At 67.7% G+C, this 20,558-nt stretch carries 16 protein-coding genes; 12 read left to right on the top strand and 4 right to left on the bottom strand.

Translation table 11 applies throughout. The annotated features are described in order from the left end of the window. The first annotated feature begins 265 nt into the window (after nt 1-265). The 8 genes from ACYQOP_RS16640 to ACYQOP_RS16605 all read left to right on the top strand — a co-directional run bounded on the left by ACYQOP_RS16640 (nt 266) and on the right by ACYQOP_RS16605 (nt 12,547). Nucleotides 266-949, top strand: a complete 684-nt coding sequence (locus tag ACYQOP_RS16640; RefSeq protein WP_207411767.1) for a TetR/AcrR family transcriptional regulator — start codon at nt 266-268, stop codon at nt 947-949. Then, a complete protein-coding gene (locus tag ACYQOP_RS16635) occupies nt 946-2,175 on the top strand; it encodes an efflux RND transporter periplasmic adaptor subunit (protein WP_461223105.1) in 1,230 nt (409 codons plus the stop codon). Before ACYQOP_RS16640 ends, ACYQOP_RS16635 begins: the two co-directional genes overlap by 4 nt. Nucleotides 2,176-2,234: 59 nt before the next feature. Then, the gene (locus ACYQOP_RS16630) at nt 2,235-5,333 is read left to right on the top strand and encodes an efflux RND transporter permease subunit (RefSeq protein ID WP_461223104.1); all 3,099 of its coding nucleotides are present in this window, start codon (nt 2,235-2,237) and stop codon (nt 5,331-5,333) included. A gap of 382 nt (nt 5,334-5,715) precedes the next feature. Then, a complete protein-coding gene (locus tag ACYQOP_RS16625; protein ID WP_244477986.1) occupies nt 5,716-5,886 on the top strand; it encodes a hypothetical protein in 171 nt (56 codons plus the stop codon). 70 nt (nt 5,887-5,956) lie between these two features. Beyond that, on the top strand, nt 5,957-7,030 hold the full coding sequence (locus ACYQOP_RS16620) for an ABC transporter substrate-binding protein (protein ID WP_461223103.1): 1,074 nt from the start codon (nt 5,957-5,959) through the stop codon (nt 7,028-7,030). Nucleotides 7,031-7,039: 9 nt separating this feature from the next. After that, a complete protein-coding gene (locus ACYQOP_RS16615) occupies nt 7,040-8,089 on the top strand; it encodes an ABC transporter permease (protein WP_461223102.1) in 1,050 nt (349 codons plus the stop codon). Next, nucleotides 8,083-8,877: an ABC transporter ATP-binding protein gene (locus tag ACYQOP_RS16610; RefSeq protein ID WP_461223101.1), complete on the top strand. Its 795-nt coding sequence runs from the start codon at nt 8,083-8,085 to the stop codon at nt 8,875-8,877. Before ACYQOP_RS16615 ends, ACYQOP_RS16610 begins: the two co-directional genes overlap by 7 nt. A 331-nt stretch (nt 8,878-9,208) precedes the next feature. Next, nucleotides 9,209-12,547, top strand: a complete 3,339-nt coding sequence (locus tag ACYQOP_RS16605) for a DEAD/DEAH box helicase (RefSeq protein WP_461223100.1) — start codon at nt 9,209-9,211, stop codon at nt 12,545-12,547. An 81-nt stretch (nt 12,548-12,628) separates the two neighbouring features. On the opposite strand, the gene ACYQOP_RS16600 is transcribed toward ACYQOP_RS16605, so the two are convergent. Together ACYQOP_RS16600 and ACYQOP_RS16595 are read right to left on the bottom strand one after the other, a co-directional pair. Further along, nucleotides 12,629-13,981: an LLM class flavin-dependent oxidoreductase gene (locus ACYQOP_RS16600; RefSeq protein WP_461223099.1), complete on the bottom strand. Its 1,353-nt coding sequence runs from the start codon at nt 13,979-13,981 to the stop codon at nt 12,629-12,631. 51 nt (nt 13,982-14,032) lie between these two features. Then, a complete protein-coding gene (locus ACYQOP_RS16595; protein WP_461223098.1) occupies nt 14,033-15,250 on the bottom strand; it encodes an acyl-CoA dehydrogenase family protein in 1,218 nt (405 codons plus the stop codon). 325 nt (nt 15,251-15,575) lie between these two features. Between ACYQOP_RS16595 and ACYQOP_RS16590 the strand changes: the two genes are divergently transcribed. The 4 genes from ACYQOP_RS16590 (at nt 15,576) to ACYQOP_RS16575 (ending at nt 18,729) form a co-directional block, all read left to right on the top strand. After that, nucleotides 15,576-16,973 (top strand): LLM class flavin-dependent oxidoreductase, encoded by a 1,398-nt coding sequence (locus ACYQOP_RS16590; protein WP_461223097.1) that lies wholly within the window; start codon nt 15,576-15,578, stop codon nt 16,971-16,973. Nucleotides 16,974-17,012: 39 nt separating this feature from the next. After that, nucleotides 17,013-17,813 (top strand): MetQ/NlpA family ABC transporter substrate-binding protein, encoded by an 801-nt coding sequence (locus ACYQOP_RS16585; RefSeq protein WP_461223096.1) that lies wholly within the window; start codon nt 17,013-17,015, stop codon nt 17,811-17,813. A 117-nt stretch (nt 17,814-17,930) separates the two neighbouring features. Next, on the top strand, nt 17,931-18,548 hold the full coding sequence (locus ACYQOP_RS16580; RefSeq protein WP_461223095.1) for a MetQ/NlpA family ABC transporter substrate-binding protein: 618 nt from the start codon (nt 17,931-17,933) through the stop codon (nt 18,546-18,548). Then, nucleotides 18,517-18,729, top strand: a complete 213-nt coding sequence (locus ACYQOP_RS16575) for a MetQ/NlpA family ABC transporter substrate-binding protein (RefSeq protein WP_461223094.1) — start codon at nt 18,517-18,519, stop codon at nt 18,727-18,729. The genes ACYQOP_RS16580 and ACYQOP_RS16575 overlap by 32 nt, the downstream gene beginning before the upstream one ends. Here ACYQOP_RS16575 and ACYQOP_RS16570 read toward each other — a convergent pair. Beyond that, nucleotides 18,693-19,280, bottom strand: a complete 588-nt coding sequence (locus ACYQOP_RS16570; protein WP_461223093.1) for a c-type cytochrome — start codon at nt 19,278-19,280, stop codon at nt 18,693-18,695. The genes ACYQOP_RS16575 and ACYQOP_RS16570 overlap by 37 nt on opposite strands. Then, nucleotides 19,270-20,529: a sulfite dehydrogenase gene (gene soxC / locus ACYQOP_RS16565; protein ID WP_461223091.1), complete on the bottom strand. Its 1,260-nt coding sequence runs from the start codon at nt 20,527-20,529 to the stop codon at nt 19,270-19,272. The genes ACYQOP_RS16570 and soxC overlap by 11 nt, the downstream gene beginning before the upstream one ends. Between the last annotated feature and the right edge of the window lie 29 nt (nt 20,530-20,558).

The following is a 20,558-nucleotide window of genomic DNA, read 5'->3' as shown; positions in this document are numbered from 1 at the left end:
ATCTAGGTTGGTACGATGACGTGGATGCGCCTCGCGATGGGATCTCCCAGCGCATTATGGCCTCGGCCCGCTCCGCTTGCCGGATGTCCAATCTTCTGCCGGGGCTCTTGATTCTCGTCGGTTGGCTCGCTTTCATTGGCTGGACGGGTGCAGGATCGGATGGGTGGCAGGCGCGGGTCTGCGCCGACCTTGGTGGACATGCGTACTCCTGCGGATCGATCAATGCTCAAGGTGTGGGCATCGTCGCGAATACGGGGGCCGCATCATGAGCGCCGGCGTCCTCACTGAGCCTCGAAGCAGCCAGTCGACCCGCCGCCAGGACATCCTCGATGCAGCCGAGATTTGCTTCGTCCGCAATGGCTTCCACCGCACAACGATGCAGGATCTCGCCCGTCAAGCCGGGATGACCGCAGGCAACATCTACCACTACTTCAAGTCGAAGGAGGCCGTTGTCTTAGGCCTCGCGGAGCGTGAGCGCGGGCATGGTATGACCCTCGTCGAAGAGATGGAGCGGGCCGGCGATCGCCGTGGGGCCCTAATGGGCATCCTCGAACGCTACTTCGCCCGGGCGACCCGCGAGAGCGCGGTCCTGCGCGTCGATCTCTGGTCCGAGGCTACTCGCAACCCCGACATTGCCGGCATGGTCGAGCGAGGCGAGACCGAGGCCCGCCTTTGGTTTGTCGAGACTCTTTCGTCTCTGGCAACCTCACCGGCCTGCGATGCCGCCATTCTCTACGACAAAACGCTGAACCCGCTGATGAAGGGCATTCTCGTGAACCTGGCGCTCTGGCCAGCCTTCGATCCAGCCCCCGCCGCGGCGCATTTGTGCGCCCTGATCGAGGCGGGACTGGACGGACGGCTGCCGACGGCGGCGCAGGAGGCGGAGGCCGGCGCGCTTCCCGTCTCGCTCGGTTTTCCGTCCCACTCTCTCTTGGAGGGTAGCCGATGAGTTCCGTCCTCAAGGTCGTCCGTCCCTTCGTTCTCATTCTTGGCCTACCGTCGGGTTCGGCCTTCGCTGAGGTCGCGCTGGCTCCAAACAAGCCGGTGCCGGCGGTGAGCACTGTCGAGGCGGCACGCCGCGAAATCGTCGAGCAGGTCGTCGTTACCGGATCCCTGGTTCCCCGTGACGAAATCCTAGTAACGCCCGAAATCGAGGGCTATCGGGTCACCGAAGTGCTGGTCGAGGAGGGCATGCGCGTAGAGCGAGGCCAGATCCTGGCACGGCTCTCGCGCGATCTCATCGACCAGCAGATCGCTCAGCAGGACGCCCTGGTCAGCAAGGCGTCGGCCACCGTGCCGCAAGCACAGAGCAATATCGAGCAGGCGGAAGCCGCCGAGATGGAAGCGCGCCTTGCCTTCGAGCGAGCTAAGCAACTCATGAGTAGCGGCAACGGCACAGCGGCGATCATGGAGGGGCGCACTGCGGCCTTGCGTCAAACGGAGGGCAAGCTCGCCTTCGCGCGCAATGGTCTGGTCATCGCAAGGGCGGAACTCGCTCAGGCGCGGGCTCTGCGCGACGAACTCTCATTGCGCCTCGCCCGCACCGAGATCCGCGCGCCGGAAGCCGGTATCGTAAACCGCCGTACGGCCCGCGTCGGTATGGCAGCCTCCTCCTCTTCTGAGCCGTTGTTCAGGCTCATCGCCAGAGGCGAGATTGAGCTCGAAGGCGAGGTCATCGAGACCAAGCTGCCACTGTTGCAGGAGGGGGCACCCGCCTCGATGGAGCTTACCACTGGCGAGCGCGTGCGAGGCAGCGTGCGCGCCGTCTACCCGGAGGTCGATAAGGCAACCCGCCTCGGCAAGGTCCGCGTCCGGCTCGATCCCGATCCGCGCCTGCGTATTGGCACCTTTGCTCGAGGGGCAATTGAGGTGGCACGAACCCGTGGCATCACCGTGCCCCAGGCCTCCGTTCTATATGGCGGGCCGCAGCGCAGTAGCGTCCTCATAGTCGCCGATGGCCTCGTGGAGGCGCGGACCGTGCGCACCGGCATCTCAGACGATGACGATATCGAAATCCGCTCAGGCCTCAACCAAGGCGAGGCCGTGGTCGCGCGCTCTGGAAGCTTCCTGCGTAACGGCGACCGGGTCCGCGCCATCCCGGTTACCGTTACGCCGGCTCCCGCCGTCGCGAACGGCCCGTCCCCGCGCGAAACCGCTGAAGCCGGCCTTCCCTGAAACAGTGCCCGGAACAGCCGGGCTCTGTTGTTTCCATCTCGCGAACACGGTTTGTGCCGATGCGCCTCAACGTCTCCGCCTGGGCGATCCGCAAGCCGATCGGCCCACTGGTTCTGTTCCTCGTCCTGATCGTTCTCGGCCTCGTCAGCTTTCGTGGGCTTCCAGTCACGCGCATGCCGAATATCGACGTGCCCATCGTCTCGGTGGCGATCACGCAGGCCGGCGCTGCCCCATCCGAGCTCCAGACCCAGGTGACGAAATGGGTCGAGGATTCAATAGCCGGCGTACGCGGCGTGAAGCACATCACCTCGGCGATCACAGAGGGATCCTCCGTCACGACGGTAGAATTTCGTCTTGAGGTGAACACTGACCGCGCGGTCAACGACGTAAAGGATGCAATCTCGAAGATCCGCATCAACCTGCCACGCACCATCGACGAACCGGTGATCAGCCGTGTCGAGATCGCAGGCCTGCCGATTCTGATCTACGGCGTGAAGGCCCCGGCGATGACACTTGCCGACCTCTCCTGGCTGGTGGAGGACAAGATCGCCCGCTCGCTCCAGGGGGTGAAGGGCGTCGGTGGGGTCGAGCGTGTCGGCGGCGTCGCGCGCGAGATCCGCGTCGTGCTCCAGCCCGACCGCCTGCTGGCGCTCGGCATCACCGCCGCGGATGTGAACCGGCAGTTACGCTTGACCTCAGCTGACATGGCGGGCGGACGTGGCGAGGTCGGTGGTCGCGAACAATCGATTCGGACGCTTGCCGCTTCTCGCACGGTACGTGAGCTCAAGGCGACGTCCATCGTCCTACCGGGGGGACGCAAGGTTCGTCTCGACGATCTCGCTGTGGTGCAGGACGCCATCGAGGAGCCGCGCACCTTCGCGCGTTTCAATGGCGAGCCGGTCGTCGCCTTCGCGGTCTCGCGCGGCTCGGGCGCCAGTGATGCCGAGGTGGCGACAGCCGTCGAGAAGCGCATCGACGAGTTCCGCAAAACCTATCCCGACGTGGCTTTCGACGTCATCGATTCATCGGTTTCGGCCACGATCGGAAGCTACGATTCGGCGATGCACACCCTGATCGAGGGCGCTGTTCTCGCTGTCATCGTGGTTTTCCTGTTCTTGCGGGACTGGCGCGCGACCTTGATCGCGGCGGTCGCCCTACCGCTCTCCGTCTTCCCGACCTTCTGGGCGATGGATGCGCTGGGTTTTACCCTCAACGGCATCAGCCTGCTCGCCATCACCCTCGTCACCGGCATTCTGGTGGATGACGCCATCGTCGAGATCGAGAACATCGTCCGGCACATGCGGATGGGAAAGTCAGCATACCGGGCTGCGATCGAGGGCGCCGACGAAATCGGTCTCGCCGTCATTGCCATTACCGCCACGCTGATCGCGGTGTTCGCGCCGGTCTCGTTCATGGGCGGTATCGCAGGCCGCTACTTCATGCAGTTCGGGCTCACCATAGCCGTCTCGGTGTTCATGTCGCTGCTCGTGGCGCGGCTGATCACGCCGATGCTCGCTGCCTATTTCCTACGCGACCACGGCCATCACTACGACGAACGTGAGGGATGGGTGATGCGCACCTATGGCCGGTTGGTGGGCTGGTCTGTGCGCCACCGTGTCATCACCCTCATCGTCGGCCTCGTGCTGTTTGCCGGTTCGCTCGCCTCCACCGGGTTGCTGCCCTCCGGCTTCGTGCCGAAGCAGGACAATGCCCGCACGCTGTTCATGGTGGAACTCGCACCTGGCGCGAAGCTCGTAGACACCGTAGCTGTCGCTGACCGAGTGGTCGAACGCATCCGTTCCCTGCCGGAAGTCACCTCGGTCTTCGTCGATGGCGGTCGTCAGGTGGGGGGCAAGAAGGAGACCCGGCTCGCCACCCTCATCGTCAACCTGACTCCGAAGAACGCGCGCTCGAAGAAGCAGGCGGCGGTAGAGACCGACATCGCCGCGTTGCTGGCGGAGGAACCGGACATCCGCTCCTGGTCCCTGCGCGATTCCGGCCAGCGCGACCTCGCCCTTGTGGTCGGAGGGCCGGATGCCGAGATCGTCGCCGAAGTGGCGGCAAGGCTGCAGCGCGACATGGCGGCGATCCCACACCTCGTCTCCGTGATGTCGACCGCACCGCTCAACCGCACGGAAGTGCGCATCCGCCCGAAAGAGGGGGCCGCCGCCGATCTCGGCGTCTCCACAGAAACCATCGCCGAGACCGTACGAGTCGGGACGATCGGCGATATCGGTCTGAACCTGGCCAAGTTCAACGCCGTCGACCGCCAGATTCCGATCCGCGTTCAATTGCCCGAGGCGGCGCGCGGCGCGATTTCGCGGTTGGAGAACCTCAAGGTCCCAGCAAAGAACGGCGGCGCCGTGCCTCTCGCCGCTGTGGCTGATATCGAGCTCGACCAGGGACCGGGCGCCATCGAGCGCTATGACCGCGTAATCCGCGTGGCGGTCGAGGCCAACATGGAAGGGTCCGACGCGTTGGGCTCGCTCATCGCTCAAGCCCTGGAAACACCCACCGCGAAGTCGCTGCCGCCTGGCGTCACCATTCGCCAGACCGGCGACGCCGAGATCATGGGCGAGGTCTTCTCCGGCTTCCTGCTGGCAATGGGGGCCGGGATCATGATGGTCTACGCTGTTCTCGTTCTCTTGTTCGGTTCGTTTCTTCAGCCACTGACGATCCTGTTCTCGCTGCCGCTCTCCATCGGTGGCGCGATCCTCGGCCTCCTCATCCTCAATATGCCGATATCGATGCCCGTGGTCATCGGTATCCTGATGCTGATGGGGCTGGTCACGAAGAACGCGATCATGCTGGTGGATTTCGCCGTGGAGGAGATGGCGCGCGGCGTCGACCGCGTCACCGCCATCGTCGATGCCGGCCGCAAGCGGGCGCGCCCTATCGTGATGACAACCATCGCCATGGCCGCCGGCATGGTGCCCTCGGCGATGGCGTTGGGTGTCGGTGGCGAGTTCCGCGCACCCATGGCGGTGGCGGTGATCTCCGGCCTCATCGTCTCCACCCTGCTCTCACTGGTCTTCGTGCCGGCCGTGTTCCTTCTGATGGACAGCCTCGGCGCCCTGCTCTGGCGCCTGTTCGGCCGCTTCGTCGGCGCCCGCGACGAGGCGCCGGTTTCCGACGCGATGGCCGGCTCGGCCCGATGACGGTCCGTCGGCATCTGAGCATCGGTACCAGGAACTTTCCCGATCGACCGGTCGGGAGAGAGCTCTCACCTGCGGAATGCGGGACATTTGGAAGCACATTTCGCGAGCCTTCGCCTATAGTTTCGCCTGTCGACAAGTCTATCGGCTCGCTGCCGACGCGAGGGCGCAATGAAGATCCGTCACCCCAAACATAATCGTTGCCTTCACCATGCATGTCTCGCCGATCTCGGCGGCACTCATCATGGGACGATTCTGACGAATGGGGTTGATGGTCATGGGTTATCACGACGCGAGAATTGAAGCGGCTAGCTCCGCGAGCGCCTGGGCTCTTGCAGGCGCTATCGCGCCGAAGCATGTTCGCCGCACCTATGGCAGGGCAGCCGTGGCTGCTGCCATCGAGAACGGACTGATGCCCGAGGAGCTGTCCGAAGTGCTGGCTGGCCGCCGCGTCGTCGAGGCCTTTCCGGTCGATGGCGGAGAGAGCGTCTCCGACTACGCCCACCGGGCGGTGGCCGAGATGATGGTCGCCTATCTCAGTTACGCCCCGGCCTGACCCGCCGACTGCCTCTCCAGACATTCCATCGATCCATGAAGGCGGGCTGCTCGCGGCCCCGGAGACGACCATGACCGACGACCTGCTGTCCCGACGCCGCCTGCTGAGAGCGGGCGCCACCGTCGCGGCCGCCCTGCCCCTCGGCCTCACCGCGACGGCGGGGCGTGCCTGGGTTCCGGGCCCTGCTGTGCCCTTCGATCCCGGTCCCCTGTGCGCGCCGGCAGTGGCCACCGAGCCATGGAGCGGCCCGCTGCGGCCTGTGAAGCTCGCCTGGAACGCCAATGCCATCTGCACCGCCGCGGCCCCCGTCGCCAAGGAGCGGGGCATCTTCGCGGCCTACGGGCTCGACGTGGAATTCATCAATTTCGGCGGGTCTACGGAGGCCCTGCTGGAGGCCATCGCCACCGGCAAGGCCGATGCCGGCATCGGTATGGCCCTGCGCTGGCTGAAGCCCCTCGAACAGGGATTCGACGTCAAGATCACCGCCGGCCTCCATGGCGGTTGCCTCAGGCTGCTCGGCGCAAAATCCGCAGGCATCAGCGACATTGCCTCCCTGAAGGGCAAGACCATCGCGATCAGCGACCATGCGAGCCCGGCCAAGAACTTCTTCGCCCTGCTCCTGTCGGATGCCGGTATCGATCCCGACAGGGAGGTGGAATGGCGGCAATACCCAGCCGATCTCCTCAACCTCGCCGTGGAGAAGGGCGAAGCCCAGGCTTTGGCCGATGCCGACCCGCGCACCTGGATCTGGCTGAAGGACCCGCGCTTCACCGAAGTGGCCACCAACCTGACAGGCAGCTTCGCCACGCGCTCCTGCTGCGTGGTGGCCCTGCGCGGCAGCCTGATCCGTAACGACCGGGCGGTAGCAGCCGCCCTCACCCGCGCCATCCTCGAGGGTGGTCACCGCGTCGCCACCGATCCGCTGGATGCCGCCGGCATCTTCTCGAATTACGGTGGCAAAGGCTCGGTGGAGGATCTGGCCGCGATGCTGCGCAGCCATACGCACGATCACCGGCCGGTGGGCATCACCCTCAAGCAGGAGATCGCCCTCTACGGCGACGAACTGAAGCGCGTGAACGTGATCCGCCGGTCCACCGACACGGCGAAATTCGCCGACCGGGTCTATGCCGACGTCCTGAGCTGAGGGGCATCCATGTCGAGTTCATTGACGGGGGCGTTCGGCGGAGGCTTCCGCCGAGCCGCCGATGCGGATGCGGATGCCACGGTATCGAGTCGCTCCGCATGGCGAACTCGTCTCGCTGCCCTGTGGTGGGTCGGTCTCCTCGCCGGTTCCGTCTGGCTCGCCCTCGCGGCCCTCACGATCGGTCTGCCGGAGAACGGCGATTTTCCGTATTCCACCACGTTTGGACATGGCACTGGCCTGATCGGTGCGGCCTTGCTTCTGGCGAGCCCCTTTCTCCCTGCCCTCGGCCGGGTCGGAGCCCGCCTGCGCCATTGGGGACCCTGGACGGTCGCCCTCGCCCTCGCCTTCACCATCTGGGAACTGGTGACGGCCAAGTTCGAATGGCTGCCGATGCCGTTCTTCCCGCCTCCTCAGGCGATTCTGGAAGTCTTCGCAGAGGATTGGCCGAAACTCGGCGGCAGCATCGTCAATTCGCTGATCCTTCTGTCGGGCGGCTACCTCATCGGTGCCGCGGTCGGCTTCGTTCTCGGTGTGGCGGTGGGCTGGTCGCGGACGGCCGGCTACTGGGTCCATCCGGTCCTGCGCTTCGTCGGACCGCTCCCGGCCACCGCCTGGCTGCCGCTGGCCTTCTTCGTGTTCCCCTCGTCCTGGTCGGCGAGCACGTTCCTTGTGGCTCTGGCGACGGGTTTCCCGGTGACAGTGCTGACCTGGTCCGGGATCGCGGCCGCCAACAAATCCTATTACGATGTCGCGCGCACGCTCGGCGCCTCGCAGAGCTTCCTCATCCGCAAGGTCGCGATCCCGGCCGCGCTGCCCCACGTCTTCGTCGGTCTGTTCATGGGCCTCGGCGCCTCCTTCGCGGTTCTCGTCGTGGCCGAGATGCTGGGCGTGAAATCCGGCCTCGGCTGGTACCTGCAATGGGCGCAAGGGTGGGCGGCCTATGCCAATATGTATGCCGCTCTCATCGCCATGGCGCTGATGTGCTCGACCCTGATCACCCTGCTGTTCCGCCTGCGCGATCGCGTCCTGTCCTGGCAGAAGGGGCTCGTCCAATGGTAGCGGCCACCCTCGAAGCGCCCACCGGCACCTCTGCCGCCAGCCGGCGTGGAGCCCTCGCTGTCAAAGGTGTTTCCCACGCTTTCGATATCGGCGGGACGCGCCTGCCCGTCCTCGACGACATCGATCTCACCATCGCGCCGGGCTCCTTCGTCGCCCTGCTCGGCCCCTCGGGCTGCGGAAAGTCGACGCTGCTGCGCCTCGCCGCCGGTCTCGAACCGCCGGAAACCGGCACCCTCGCCCTCGACGGGGAGACGATCGCCGGACCCGATCCGGAACGGCTCCTCGTCTTCCAGGATCCGACGCTCTATCCCTGGCGCACGGTGCGGGGGAATGTTTCGCTTGGCCTGGAGGCGCGCGGGCTGCTTCGCCGCCATCGGCACCGCATCGACGAGGCGCTGGACCTCGTCGGGCTTGCCGACTTCGCCGAGGCCTATCCCCACCAGCTTTCCGGCGGCATGGCCCAGCGCACGGCGCTCGCCCGGGCCCTGGTCAACGATCCGAGCCTGCTGCTCCTCGACGAGCCTCTGGGCAAGCTCGACGCTCTCACCCGCCTCGCCATGCAGGGTGAACTCGTCCGGCTCTGGCAGGAGAGCCGCTTCACCGCGCTCCTCGTCACCCACGATGTCGAGGAGGCCCTCATCCTCGCCCAGCGGGTGATCGTGCTGAGCGACCGACCGGCTCGGATCAGGACCGAGATCGCGGTGGATGCCCCCTATCCGCGCCGCCGCGACGACCCGAAGCTCCTGAGCCTGCGCACCGAGATCCTCGGCATCCTTGGGGAGAAATGACCGCCATCGGAGGGGGCAAACGACCGCCATCGGACGGGGTCAACATGCGTCATGCGGCGGGCTTTACTCCAGCGCGGACGATCCGTCCGATCCTGCCTGTCCCGCGCTTGAAACCGGCTTGGATTCACGCGGGCGGAGGGTTGTATGAGCGACACGTCGAGCAGGGAGGAATGCCCCCGCCCGGCCATGGATGACGCCCTCGTCCACCCCATCATCCCGCACTCGGTACGGTCTGCGACAAACTGGGGACAGATCGTGAATCTCGGGACCCGAGTCGCGTCGGCCCACGTTTGCCGACTCCCGACATCAATGATGGGCAGCGCACTCCCCGATGGCAAAACGCCGGACTAGGACGTCTCCCGACAACGCCTCCGAAGAGGTCGTCGCTCCCCTCGTTCCCATCGGCGCCCTGGCCGTGGCGCTCCTCGACCTCGTGGCCCTGAACAAGCCCCTGATCCACATGGTGCGCGAAACGCACCGGCAGGAGGCCATCGCGGCGATCCTGCGGGCGCTGGCACCCGATCGCAGCGTTGCGATCTACCCGGAATGGGATTGCCTGCCCTTCGACCGGACCTCGCCGTCGCGCGGCGTCATGGGGCAGCGCACGGGCGTGTTGCGCTGGCTCACGGACACCGCCGCCCTGCCCGACATCGTCCTGACGACCGCCCCCGCACTGATCCAGCGGGTTCCACCGCCCGAGACATGGGCGGAGGCCCATCTCGAGATCCGCGTCGGCGACGATTTCGACCCGACGGCGATCACCGCGACGTTGCAGCGCCTCGGCTACATCCTGGACGACCGGGTCGACGAGCCGGGCGAGGTGGCGGTGTGGGGAAGGACAGTGGACGTGTTCCCCGCCGCTGCGCCGCGCCCCTGCCGGATCGAGCACGAGGACGGCCGCGTCATCGCGATCCGGTCCTACGATCCGGTCTCCCAGCGCTCCCTGGCGGAGGCCGAGCGACTGGTCATCGACCCGGCGACGGAGATCCTTCTGCCGGAGGGATCGGACAACCAGTTGCGGCCCTTCACCGGTCAGGAGCACCAGCTTCCTCGCTTCTACCCTACGCTCACGACGGTGCTGGACTACGTCCCGGATGCCCGCCTCGTGGTCGAGACCGGCGCCGAACAGCGCGCCGACGCCTTCTTCGAGCAGATCGCCGAAGGGCGCGATGCCGGCGACCGGAACCGTGACCTCGGCGACCTCTATCTCGCCCCCCGGAGTTGGGCGTCCCTTCAGGAGACGCGACGTGTCGCCACCGCGTCGGCGGACGAATCCGAGGATCTCGCCATTCCGGCCTTCGTGCGGAAGGCCCGTCCCAATGCGGCCCTCGCCGAGACCCTGCGCCGGCATCTCGAAAGCGGAGAACGCATCCTGCTGACGGGACCGGAGGAGCCTCTCGGTCGCCTGATCCGCGTCGCCGAGCGTGTGTTGGGTCGCAAGGCACGAAAGGTGACGAACTGGACGGAGGTTGCCCGCGCCGGGCCCGGTGCGATCCTGGCGCTGGCCGCTCCCATCGAGGCGGGATTCAGGGTGCCGGGACAGGGTGTCTGTGTCATTGCAGCCGCCGACCTGTTCGGGAGCCGCGCCGCCGCTGCGGCTGAGGGCGAGCCGACGGCGAGCCTTCCCATCGGCGAGGTCGAGCTGCGCATCGGCGATGTGGCGGTCGATCGCGATAATGGTCTGTGCGTCTTCGAGGGATTGGAGCATGTCGAGACCGGAGCGGAAGGCGGCGAGGACGCCCTGCGTCTGCGTTTTGCCGGAAACGCGATCCTGATGGTCCCGGTCTCCCAGGCCGACCGGATCTGGCGCTACGGCTCGGAGGCCGAGGCGGTGACCCTCGACAAACTCGAAGGCGGGTCCTGGGGGCGTCGGCGTCTCGAAGCCGAGGCCTGCATGGCCAAGGCGGCCCGCATGATGCTCGCCGATGCCGAGGCACGCCGGGAGGTCAAGGCGCCGGTTCTATCACCCCCGGTCCGGGAGATGGAGCGCTTTGCCGCCGGTTTCGGATTCAACCTCACCGCCGATCAGGCGCGCGCCGTGAACGGGGTGATGGGCGATCTCGCCTCGGGGCGGCCGATGGATCGGCTCGTCTGCGGCGATGTCGGCTTCGGCAAGACCGAGGTGGCCCTGCGTGCCGCCGCCGCCGCGATCTTCGCCGGTCGCCAGGTGGCGGTGGTGGCGCCCACCACCGTGCTGGCTCGCCAGCATGTGCAGACCTTTACCCGGCGTTTCGCCCGCTTCGGCATCGAGGTCGCCCATCTCTCCCGGCTCGTCACGCCGGCCGAGGCGAAGCGCGTGAAAGCGGGGCTCGCCGACGGCAGCATCCGCCTCGTCGTCGGCACCCATTGCCTCACCGCCAAGGGCGTCGGTTTCGCCGATCTCGGCCTCGTGGTCATCGACGAGGAGCAGCGCTTCGGGACCAAGATGAAGCAGGCGCTCCGCAACACGGCGGGGGACGGTCACGTCCTCACGCTCACGGCGACGCCGATCCCCCGCACCCTGCAATCCGCCCTCGTCGGACTGCAATCCCTCAGCGTCATCGCCACGCCGCCCGCGGTGCGCCAGCCCATCCGCACGGTGATCGCGCCGTTCGACGCAGATGGCCTGCGGGACGCGCTCCTGCGCGAGCATCGACGGGGCGGACAGAGCTTCGTCGTCTGCCCGCGGATCGAGGATATCGGCCCCATGGCGGAGCGTCTCGCCAAGCTCGTCCCCGACCTGCGCACGATGATCGCCCATGGCGAGCTCAAGGCGGCGGACATGGACGACGTGATGGTGCGCTTCGCCGATGGCGAGGGCGACGTGCTGCTGGCGACCAGCATCATCGAGAGCGGCCTCGACGTGCCCCGTGCCAACACGATGCTGGTCTGGGATGCGGAGCGTTTCGGCCTGTCGCAGCTGCACCAGCTGCGGGGCCGGGTCGGTCGCGGCCAACGCCGGGGCGTCGTCTATCTGCTTCACCAGCCGGAGAAGCCTCTCAGCCCGGCGACGGAGAAGCGGCTACGCACGTTGGAAGCCCTCGATCGGCTCGGTGCCGGTTTCGCCATCAGCGCCCGCGACCTCGACCTGCGCGGGGCCGGCGATCTCGTGGGCGAGAACCAGGCCGGCCATGTGAAGCTGATCGGGCTCGGCCTGTATCAGCACCTTCTGCATCTCGCCCTGAGGGCCGCGAAGGGTGAGACCGCCGAGGATTGGACCCCCGAGATCCGGATCGGTCTCTCCGGCGGCGTGCCTGCGGATTACGTGCCGGAGCCGGAAGTGCGCCTGAGCCTCTATACGCGGCTCCTGCGCCTGACGACCGCCGACGAGGTCGAGGCGCTCCGCCACGAGGTTGCGGACCGGTTCGGCCCACCGCCGGAGGCGTTCGAGGCCCTCGTCACCCTGGCCCGGCTCCGGGTCGGTTGCCGCACGCTCGGAATCGCCCGGTTGAGCGGAGGACCTCAAGGCTTGGCGGCGGATTTCCGTGCCAACGCTCCGCCGATCCTCCTTCCGGTCAACGCGCATATCGAGCGCCGCGACCGCCGCGTGCTCCTGCGGGCGCAATGCGAGGATGCCGTCGAGCGCGGCCATCTCGCGGCCCGCCTCCTCGAACGCCTGCAGGAGGCCAGCGCCCGGCGCCCGGCCAAGGAGGGAAGGAGCGGTTCCTCGCCGATGCGGAAGGCCGGGTGAGATCGGGGGGCTCGGACGGGAAGTGTCATCGCTTGCCCCGAGGCGTCTGAAGGAGGACGCCTCGGGGCAAGCTGCGGCGGATCATTCCGGCCGGGCCACGTCGTGACGACGATGGTGGGGCCGGGCGAGGCCGAGATTCTCGCGGAGCGTGGTCCCTTCGTATTCCGTTCGGAACAGTCCGCGCCGCTGCAATTCGGGGATCACCAGCGTGGCGAAATCGTCGAGCCCGCCGGGGAGCGTCGGTGGCATGATGTTGAACCCGTCGGCGCCATAAGCTTCGAACCGCTCCTGGAGGGCGTCGGCGATCCGGGCGGGTGTTCCGATCAGGGTCCAGTGGCCCCGAGCGCCGGCGATGCGGAGGTAGAGCTCGCGGATGGTCAGGCCTTCGCGCCGGGCGATGGTGACGAGAAGGTCCTGCCGGCTCTTGCCGCCCTCCGTCCCGTTGGCCGGCGGAACGGGCGCATCGTCGGAATAGCCAGAGAGGTCGAGCCCCGCGAGCTGTTCCAGCAGCGAGCGGCCGACGACAGGATGGATGAGTTCCTGCAACGCGTCGTACTTGTCCTCGGCCTCGGCCATCGTGCGACCCACCACCGGAAAAGCGCCCGGCAGGATCTTGAGTGAGTCGGGCTCGCGGCCGTGCTGGCTGAGTCGGCCCTTCACGTCGGCATAGAAGGCGGTCGCATCGTCCAGTGTCGCCTGGGCGGTGAAGATCACCTCGGCGGTCCGGGCCGCCAATGCCTTTCCGGCCTCCGAAGAGCCCGCCTGCACGACGACCGGATGGCCCTGCGGCGGACGGGGAACGTTGAGCGGGCCACGCACGGAGAAATGCTCGCCCTCATGGCCGAGCACATGCAGCTTGGCCGGATCGAAGAAGCGGCCCTCGTCGCGGTCACGGACGAAGGCGTCGTCCTCGAACGTGTCCCAGAGGCCGGCGACCACGTCCACGAATTCCTCGGCGCGGGCGTAGCGGCTCGCATGGGCGAGATGGCTGTCGCGGCTGAAATTGTAGGCCTCGCGCGGGTCCGCCGAGGTGACGAGGTTCCAGCCCGCCCGGCCACCGCTGAGATGGTCGAGGGAGGCGAACTTGCGCGCCACGTGGAACGGCTCGTTGTAGGTCGTGGAGGCGGTGGCCACGAGGCCGATGCGCTCCGTCACCGCCGAGAGGTGGGAGAGCAGGGTCAGCGGCTCGAACTGTCCGACATAACGGATCGCCGTGCGGCTCAGGGCGTCGATGTCGTCGCCGCGGATACTGACCCCGTCGGCGAGGAAGATCAGGTCGAACTTCGCCGCCTCGGCCACCTTGGCGAGGCGCCGGTAATGGGCGGGGTCGATCCCCGCATCCGCCTGCGACGAGGGGTGCCGCCACGCCGCGACGTGGTGCCCGCCCGGATAGAGGAAGGCACCGAGGCGCATCGTGTCCCGGCGACGTGACATGGGTCTGTCCTTGATCTCTCGTTGCAATGGGCTTGCTTGGCAGGGGGCGCTTCAGGCCGAGCCGACCCGGTATTGGCGCGGCGGGGCCGTGCCGTTCACCGCGAAATTGCCCACGGCTCGGTCCCGGTAGATCCGGGGATTGTGCGAGGCGATGGTGCGGGCGTTGCGCCAGTGCCGGTCGAGGCCGAGACCGCTCTTCACCGCCGACGCGCCGAGCGCATCGAACAGGGTCGTGGTGGCTTCGAGAACGAGATTGGTGACCACGGTCACCGCCTGGTTCACCTCGATGTCGGCGATACCCGCCGCATGGTCCGCCGCTTCTCCCGCGCGGTGGATGTCGTAGGTCCGCTGCAGGGACTCCGCCGCCTTGAGGACGATGGCGCCCGCCGCATAGGCCGCGCCGCGCACGCGCCCCACCACCTGCTGCACCTGGGGATCGTCGCCGGCCCGGCTGCCGTTGCCGTGGCTGTAGACCCGCTTGCGCTCGGCCACGAGCCGCGACACGTCGATGGCGGCCGAACGGCCGATGCCGGCCAAAGTCGCCAGATGGACGAGCTGGAAGAACCCCATCGCGTAGGGGAAACGCTCCGGATCGGGCTTGATCAACTCCGGCCCGATGAGGACGTCCGTGAAGATCGCCGTGCCGCTCGCGGTGAGCGACTGGCCGAAGCCGTCCCAATCGTCGACGATCTCGACGCCCGGTGCCCGCGCCGGCACGGCCGCCACCAGGGATGCGCCCGCCTCGTCCTGGGCCGAGACGTGGATCCAGTCGGCGAAGAGCGAGCCGGTGGTGTAGAATTTCCGGCCGTTGAGCAGCCATTGCCCGTCCTGCGGCCGCAGCACCGTATCGAACTGCCCGACCTTGGCCTCGCCGGTCTCGGACACGCCGCTGCCGACGGTCTGGCGATCGCCGATCCGGGCGGTCCAGCGCGCCCGCCATTCCGGCGAGGACGAGCACAGCATGTCCTCCGTGAAGCCGAAATGCGCGCGGAGGGCGTTGGTGACGTTGGGGTCGGCCTCAGACAACTCGATGAGGAGGTTGAACAATTCGGGCAGGCTCGCGCCATGGCCGCCCTCTTCGCGTGCGAGGCGCAGGGTGGTGAAGCCCGCCTGTTTCAGCCAGTCGATCTCGTCATGGGGGAGCGTGTGCGCGAGATCGCGGGTGATGGCGGTGGCGCGGATGCGCGCGAAGACCGGCCGGAAACCGGCCGCGAGCGCCTCGTAGCCCGCGCTCGGTCCCGCGCCCCATCCCGCTTCCGTCTGTGACATTCCGTCGATCCCGTGCCTGTGATGCCGTGACGCCGAAGGGGCTCGCGCTCGATGGCCCCCGGCCTCGTGGTCGTCCTGATCGTCAATCCGAGCAGGGCAGACAAGTATAAATAATGATCAGATGGGCGATTTGGAGATGTTATGCTCTAAAACATCGCAAAATAGACGATGTATGCTTGGAAGGGGTGATCGTTGAAAGATCATTCTTGTTGACCGGGTCTGGTCTCCGGCTAGGCTCATGCGCCTGAAGGCCTCCCGCATCGCGTGAACGAGGCCTCTCTTCCCCATCGCACGATACCGTCGCCCCGGATTGCCTGGATCTGCCATGAGCCCACGCCGCGAATTGAGGCTGAACGCCTTCGAGATGGGGGCGCCGGGCCATACCTGGGCCGGGCTGTGGCGGCACCCGCGCGACGCGGCGGCGCGTTACAATACCCTCGATTACTGGGTGTCGCTGGCCCGCACCGCCGAGCGCGGCCTGTTCGACGGGATCTTCCTCGCCGACGTGGTCGGGGTCTACGACGTCTACGGCGCCAGCCCGGCCACCGCCCTCGCCCGGGCGGCGCAGGCTCCGAACCTCGACCCGTTCCTGCTGGTGCCGGCGATGGCCCATGCCACGACGCATCTCGGCTTCGGGGTCACGGCGAACCTCACTTACGAACACCCCTACACCTTCACCCGCCGGCTCTCGACCCTCGATCACCTCACCAATGGGCGGATCGGCTGGAACGTGGTCACCGGCTATCTCGAGAGCGGCGCGCGCGGCATGGGCCTGCCCCAAGCGCGCGAACACGATGCGCGCTACGATGCCGGCGAGGATTTCCTGGAGGCCGCCTACAAGCTCTGGGAGGGAGGCTGGGAAGACGGTGCGGCCCTGCGCGACCGGGCGAGCGGCCTGTTCACGCAGCCGGACCGGGTCCACCGCGTCAGCCATGACGGGCCGAGCTACCGGGTCGACGGGCAGCATCTCAGCGAGCCGTCGCCGCAACGGACGCCCGTGCTCTACCAGGCCGGCGCCTCGTCGCGGGGACGTCTCTTCGCCGCCCGCCATGCCGAGAGCATCTTCCTCAACGGCCAGACCAAGGCCATCGCGGGCAAGGCCGTGCGCGCCACGCGGCAGGCGGCGAAGGAAGCGGGCCGCGATCCCTACGACATCCGGATGTTTCTCGGCGCCACCGTGATCGTCGCCCCCACCCGCGCCGAGGCGTTCGATCTGCGCGACGAGTACGCGCAATATCTCGACGTGGAGGGCCAGCTCGCCCTCGTCTCCGGCTGGACCGGCATCGACCTGTCCGAACTCGATGCCCATGAGGGGCTCGCCTACGTCAAGACCAACGCCATGCAGTCCCTGTTGGAGAATCTGACGCTGCCCGGCGAACGCCCGTTCACCCGCGCCGATTTCGCCGAGTTCGGCCCGCGCGGGGCGAGGGCCCCCTTCATCGTCGGATCGCCCTCGGACGTCGCCGACGCGCTGCTGTCCTGGGCCGACGAGGCCGATATCGACGGATTCAATCTCACCCGCGCCGTCGCGCCCGAGACGATCGAGGCCTTCGTCGATCTCGTCGTGCCCGAGTTGCAGGACCGGGGCGCGTTCAAGACGCGGTATCGCGCAGGCACGCTCCGCGAAAAGCTGTTCCCGGACGGCGGCGCCACCCTGAAGGCGACCCATCCCGGCGCCCGCTTCCGCCGGACCGGCGCCGAGGCCCGCGCCTCCGCCGCCTGACCGGCACCCTCTTCCCCTCCCCGATCACAGGCTTCCACGATGCCCCCGCTCCGTACCCGCCGCAGCCTCCTCGGCTTCGCGGCTGTCCTCTTCGCTCTGGTGACCGGCCCCGCCTCTGCGGAAAAACCCCTGCGCATCGGCGCGACGCCGGGGCCGGTGGGGCAGACCCTGGCCTTCGCCGCCGATCTCGCCCGCAAGCAGGGGCAGAATGTCGAGATCGTCGAGTTCACCGATTGGGTGACGCCCAACGAGGCCGTGGCCTCGGGGGATATCGACGCCAACCTGTTCCAGCACGTGCCCTACCTCCAGAACGCGATCCGCGCGCGGGGCTACAAGCTGGTGGCGGTGGAGGGCGCCATGGTCCTGCCCGTGGGCCTGTTCTCGAAGACGGTGACCAGCCTCGACAAGGTCCCCGACGGCGCTTCGGTCGCCATCGCCAACGATCCCGTCAACGCGGCGCGGGGCTTGCGCCTGCTGGAGACCGCCAGGCTGATCACCTTGAAGCCGGGCGTCGGCGACGAGGCCTCCGTTGCCGACATCGTCGCCAACCCGAAGCGCCTGCGGATCATCGAACTCGAAGCGGCGCAATTGCCGCGTGCGATGGACGACGTGACCTTGGCGCAGGTGAGCTTCACCTACCTGATCGCCGCCGGCGGCGACCCCAGGACCTCCCTCATCACCGACGGGGCCGGGGATCGGCGCTACACGCTGAGCTTCGTCGCGCGGCCCGACAATCGCGACGATCCGCGTCTCACCGCCTTCATCCGCAGCTTCCGGTCGGCGCCGGTGCGCGACTACATCGAGCAGACCTACAAGGGCTTCCTTGAGCCGGTCTGGTAGCGCGGTCTCCGACTCAAACTCCCGCCCCGACCCGTTTCTTCAAGCGCGTGCCCGCCCGGGGCCCTGCGCTACGCTCGATGGCGGACGCGCCGGCACGCCCGAACAGGAAGGATCACCATGCCCCTGAACCGTCGCGCCCTGCTGGGCGGCACCCTTGCTCTGCTCACGGCCTCCGCGGCCCGGGCCGCGACACCCCTCAAGGTGGTCGCCTCCTTGGTGCCGCATGCCGAGATCCTGACCTATGTGCAGGACAAGCTCGCTCCGGATCTGCCCCTGCGGATCATCGAGATCAGTGGTGACATCCGCCCGAACCGCCTCGTTCTCGATGGCGATGCCGACGCCAACTTCTTCCAGCACGTGCCGTATCTGCGCAGCGAGGAGGCCGAGCTCGGCACTCGCTTCGCCGTGACCGCGAGCGTGCATGTGGAGCCGCTCGGGCTCTATTCGCGCCGCGTCCGCAGCCTCGCCGACCTGCCGAAGGGGGCGACCGTCGCCCTGTCGAACAACGTCACCAATTTCAGCCGCGGGCTGAAATTGCTGCAGGAGAACGGCCTCATCCGTCTCAGGCCCGGCGGCGACGGCACCTTCGCCACGGCCGCCGACATCGCCGAGAACCCGAAATCCTTGAGCTTCATCGAAGTGGCGCCGCCGCAATTGCCGCGCTCCCTCGACGACGTCGCCCTCGCGGTCATCAACGGCAACTATGGCCCTCGAATCCGGCCTCGACCCGGCTAAGGATTCCCTCGGGCTGGAACGGGCGGAGGGCAACCCCTACGCCAACGTGCTGGTGACGACCCAGGCCCTGGCCCAGGATGCACGCATCAAGACGCTCTCCTCCCTCCTGCAATCGGCGGAGGTCGCGGGATTCATCCGCGAGCGCTATCGCGGCGCGGTCATCCCGGTGAGAGGCGCCTGAACGGCGCGCGCCGGCACGTCGGGGCGGATATCGGCGGTGAACCCGTCCCGGTTCGGCATCCGCACCTTCGGCAGGGAGGCGGCATCGAGTTCGGCTTCCCTCGGCAGGATGCCGTTGAGATGCAGCACATAGGCGCTGAGGGCGTAGGTCTCGTCGGCAGTCAGGGATTGCGGCGCGTCGTAGGGCATGGCGCGGCGGATATAGTCGAACAGGGTGGTGGCATGGGGCCAGAAGCTACCCACCGTCCGCACCGGCTTGCTCGTCGCGAGGCTGCCCTGGCCGCCCACGAGCCTGTCGGCGGATGCACCCTCCCCTTGCGCCCCGTGGCAGGCGGCGCAGCGCGCGCCGAACAGGGCCTCACCCTGGCGCACGCTGCCATGGCCGACGGGCAGGCCCTGCCCGTCGGCACGCACGTCGATATCCCACAGGGCGAGGATCTCCGGGGTCGCGGGGCGACCGATCCCGGACAGGGAGACGGGCCCGGACGGGTCCGCCAGGGCGGCGCCCGTCACCATCAGGCAGGGGAGAAGGCCGAGGCCGCTAAACCGCATGGCTCACGTTTCCTCCGGCGGCGACACGCCAGCCGGCGATCGCATTGTTGTGGTAGAAGGATTGGGTGCCCCGGACGGAGAGCAGCGCCTCACGCGGTGGCTGGACGTAGCCCGTCTCGTCGGTGGCCCGGCTGAGGAGATGCGCGGGGCCGCCCTCCCAGCGCCAGGGGAGCCGGAACCGGGTCAGGCATCGCGGCAGGATCGGACCCTCCAGAACGGCTGCCTGCCAGCATGCTCCGCCGTCGGTGGAGACTTCGACGCCTGCGATGCGGCCGCGTCCCGTCCAGGCGAGACCGCGGATCTCGCGAAAGCCGGGGCTTCGCAACTGCTCGCCACCGGAGGGTGAGGTGATGACGGATTTCGCCTCCATCGCGAAGGTGAACTGCCGTGCCGATCCATCCGGCATCAGGTCGGTGTATTTCGAGGTTTCCTCGCGCGTCTGGAACGGCTGGTCTCCGACCTTGAGCCGACGCAGCCATTTGATGCTGAGGTTGCCCTCGACCCCCGGCACGAACAGCCGCAGTGGATAGCCCTGTTCCGGGCGGAGCCGCTCGCCATTCTGGGCATAGGCCAGGATCGCTCCGTCGCGGGCGAGATCGAGGGGAATGCTCCGGGTCATCCCGGCCGCGTCCGCGCCTTCCGCAAGGATCCAGGCGGCGCCCGGCTTCACGCCGACCTCATCGAGCAGAGTCGCCAATTCGACCCCGGTCCATTCGGCGCAGGAGAGGAGCCCGTGACTGTCCTGGAGAGTCCAGCCCGGCTTGGCCCCGAGCCAAGGCGTATTGCCCGAGCATTCGAGGAAGTGGATGCGCGAGACCGAGGGCATCCGCACCAGATCGTCCATGGTCAGGACGAGCGGGCGTTCCACGAGGCCGTGGATCGCCAGCCGGTGGCGCTCCGGGTCGATGGCTGGAACGCCTGCGTGATGACGTTCGAAATGCAGACCGTTGGGCGTGATGATGCCATGCAGGTGCTGGAGCGGCGTGCCGGTGGAGGCGGCTCCCGGAAAGGTCGGCGGCGTCCGCGACTTGCGGCCCAGAACTTCGTAGGGCGATGGCCGTCCATAGGGCGGCGATGCGGACGGCGCGCCGGGCGTCCGGCTCCATTCGGGAACGGCCAGGGGATCGCCGGCATCCAGGGCCTGCGCGGCCGACGCGATGCCGATCCCGCCCGCCGCGCCACCGGCCAGCCGAAGGAAGCCGCGCCGGCTCGACGACCGGCGCGGTTCACGCATGATATCAAACGACATGAAGACGGGGTCCGAATGGGCGTTCGTCA

The organism is Methylobacterium sp. CM6247 (genome assembly GCF_054817925.1).
This window is presented reverse-complemented; position numbering and strand designations above follow the sequence as displayed.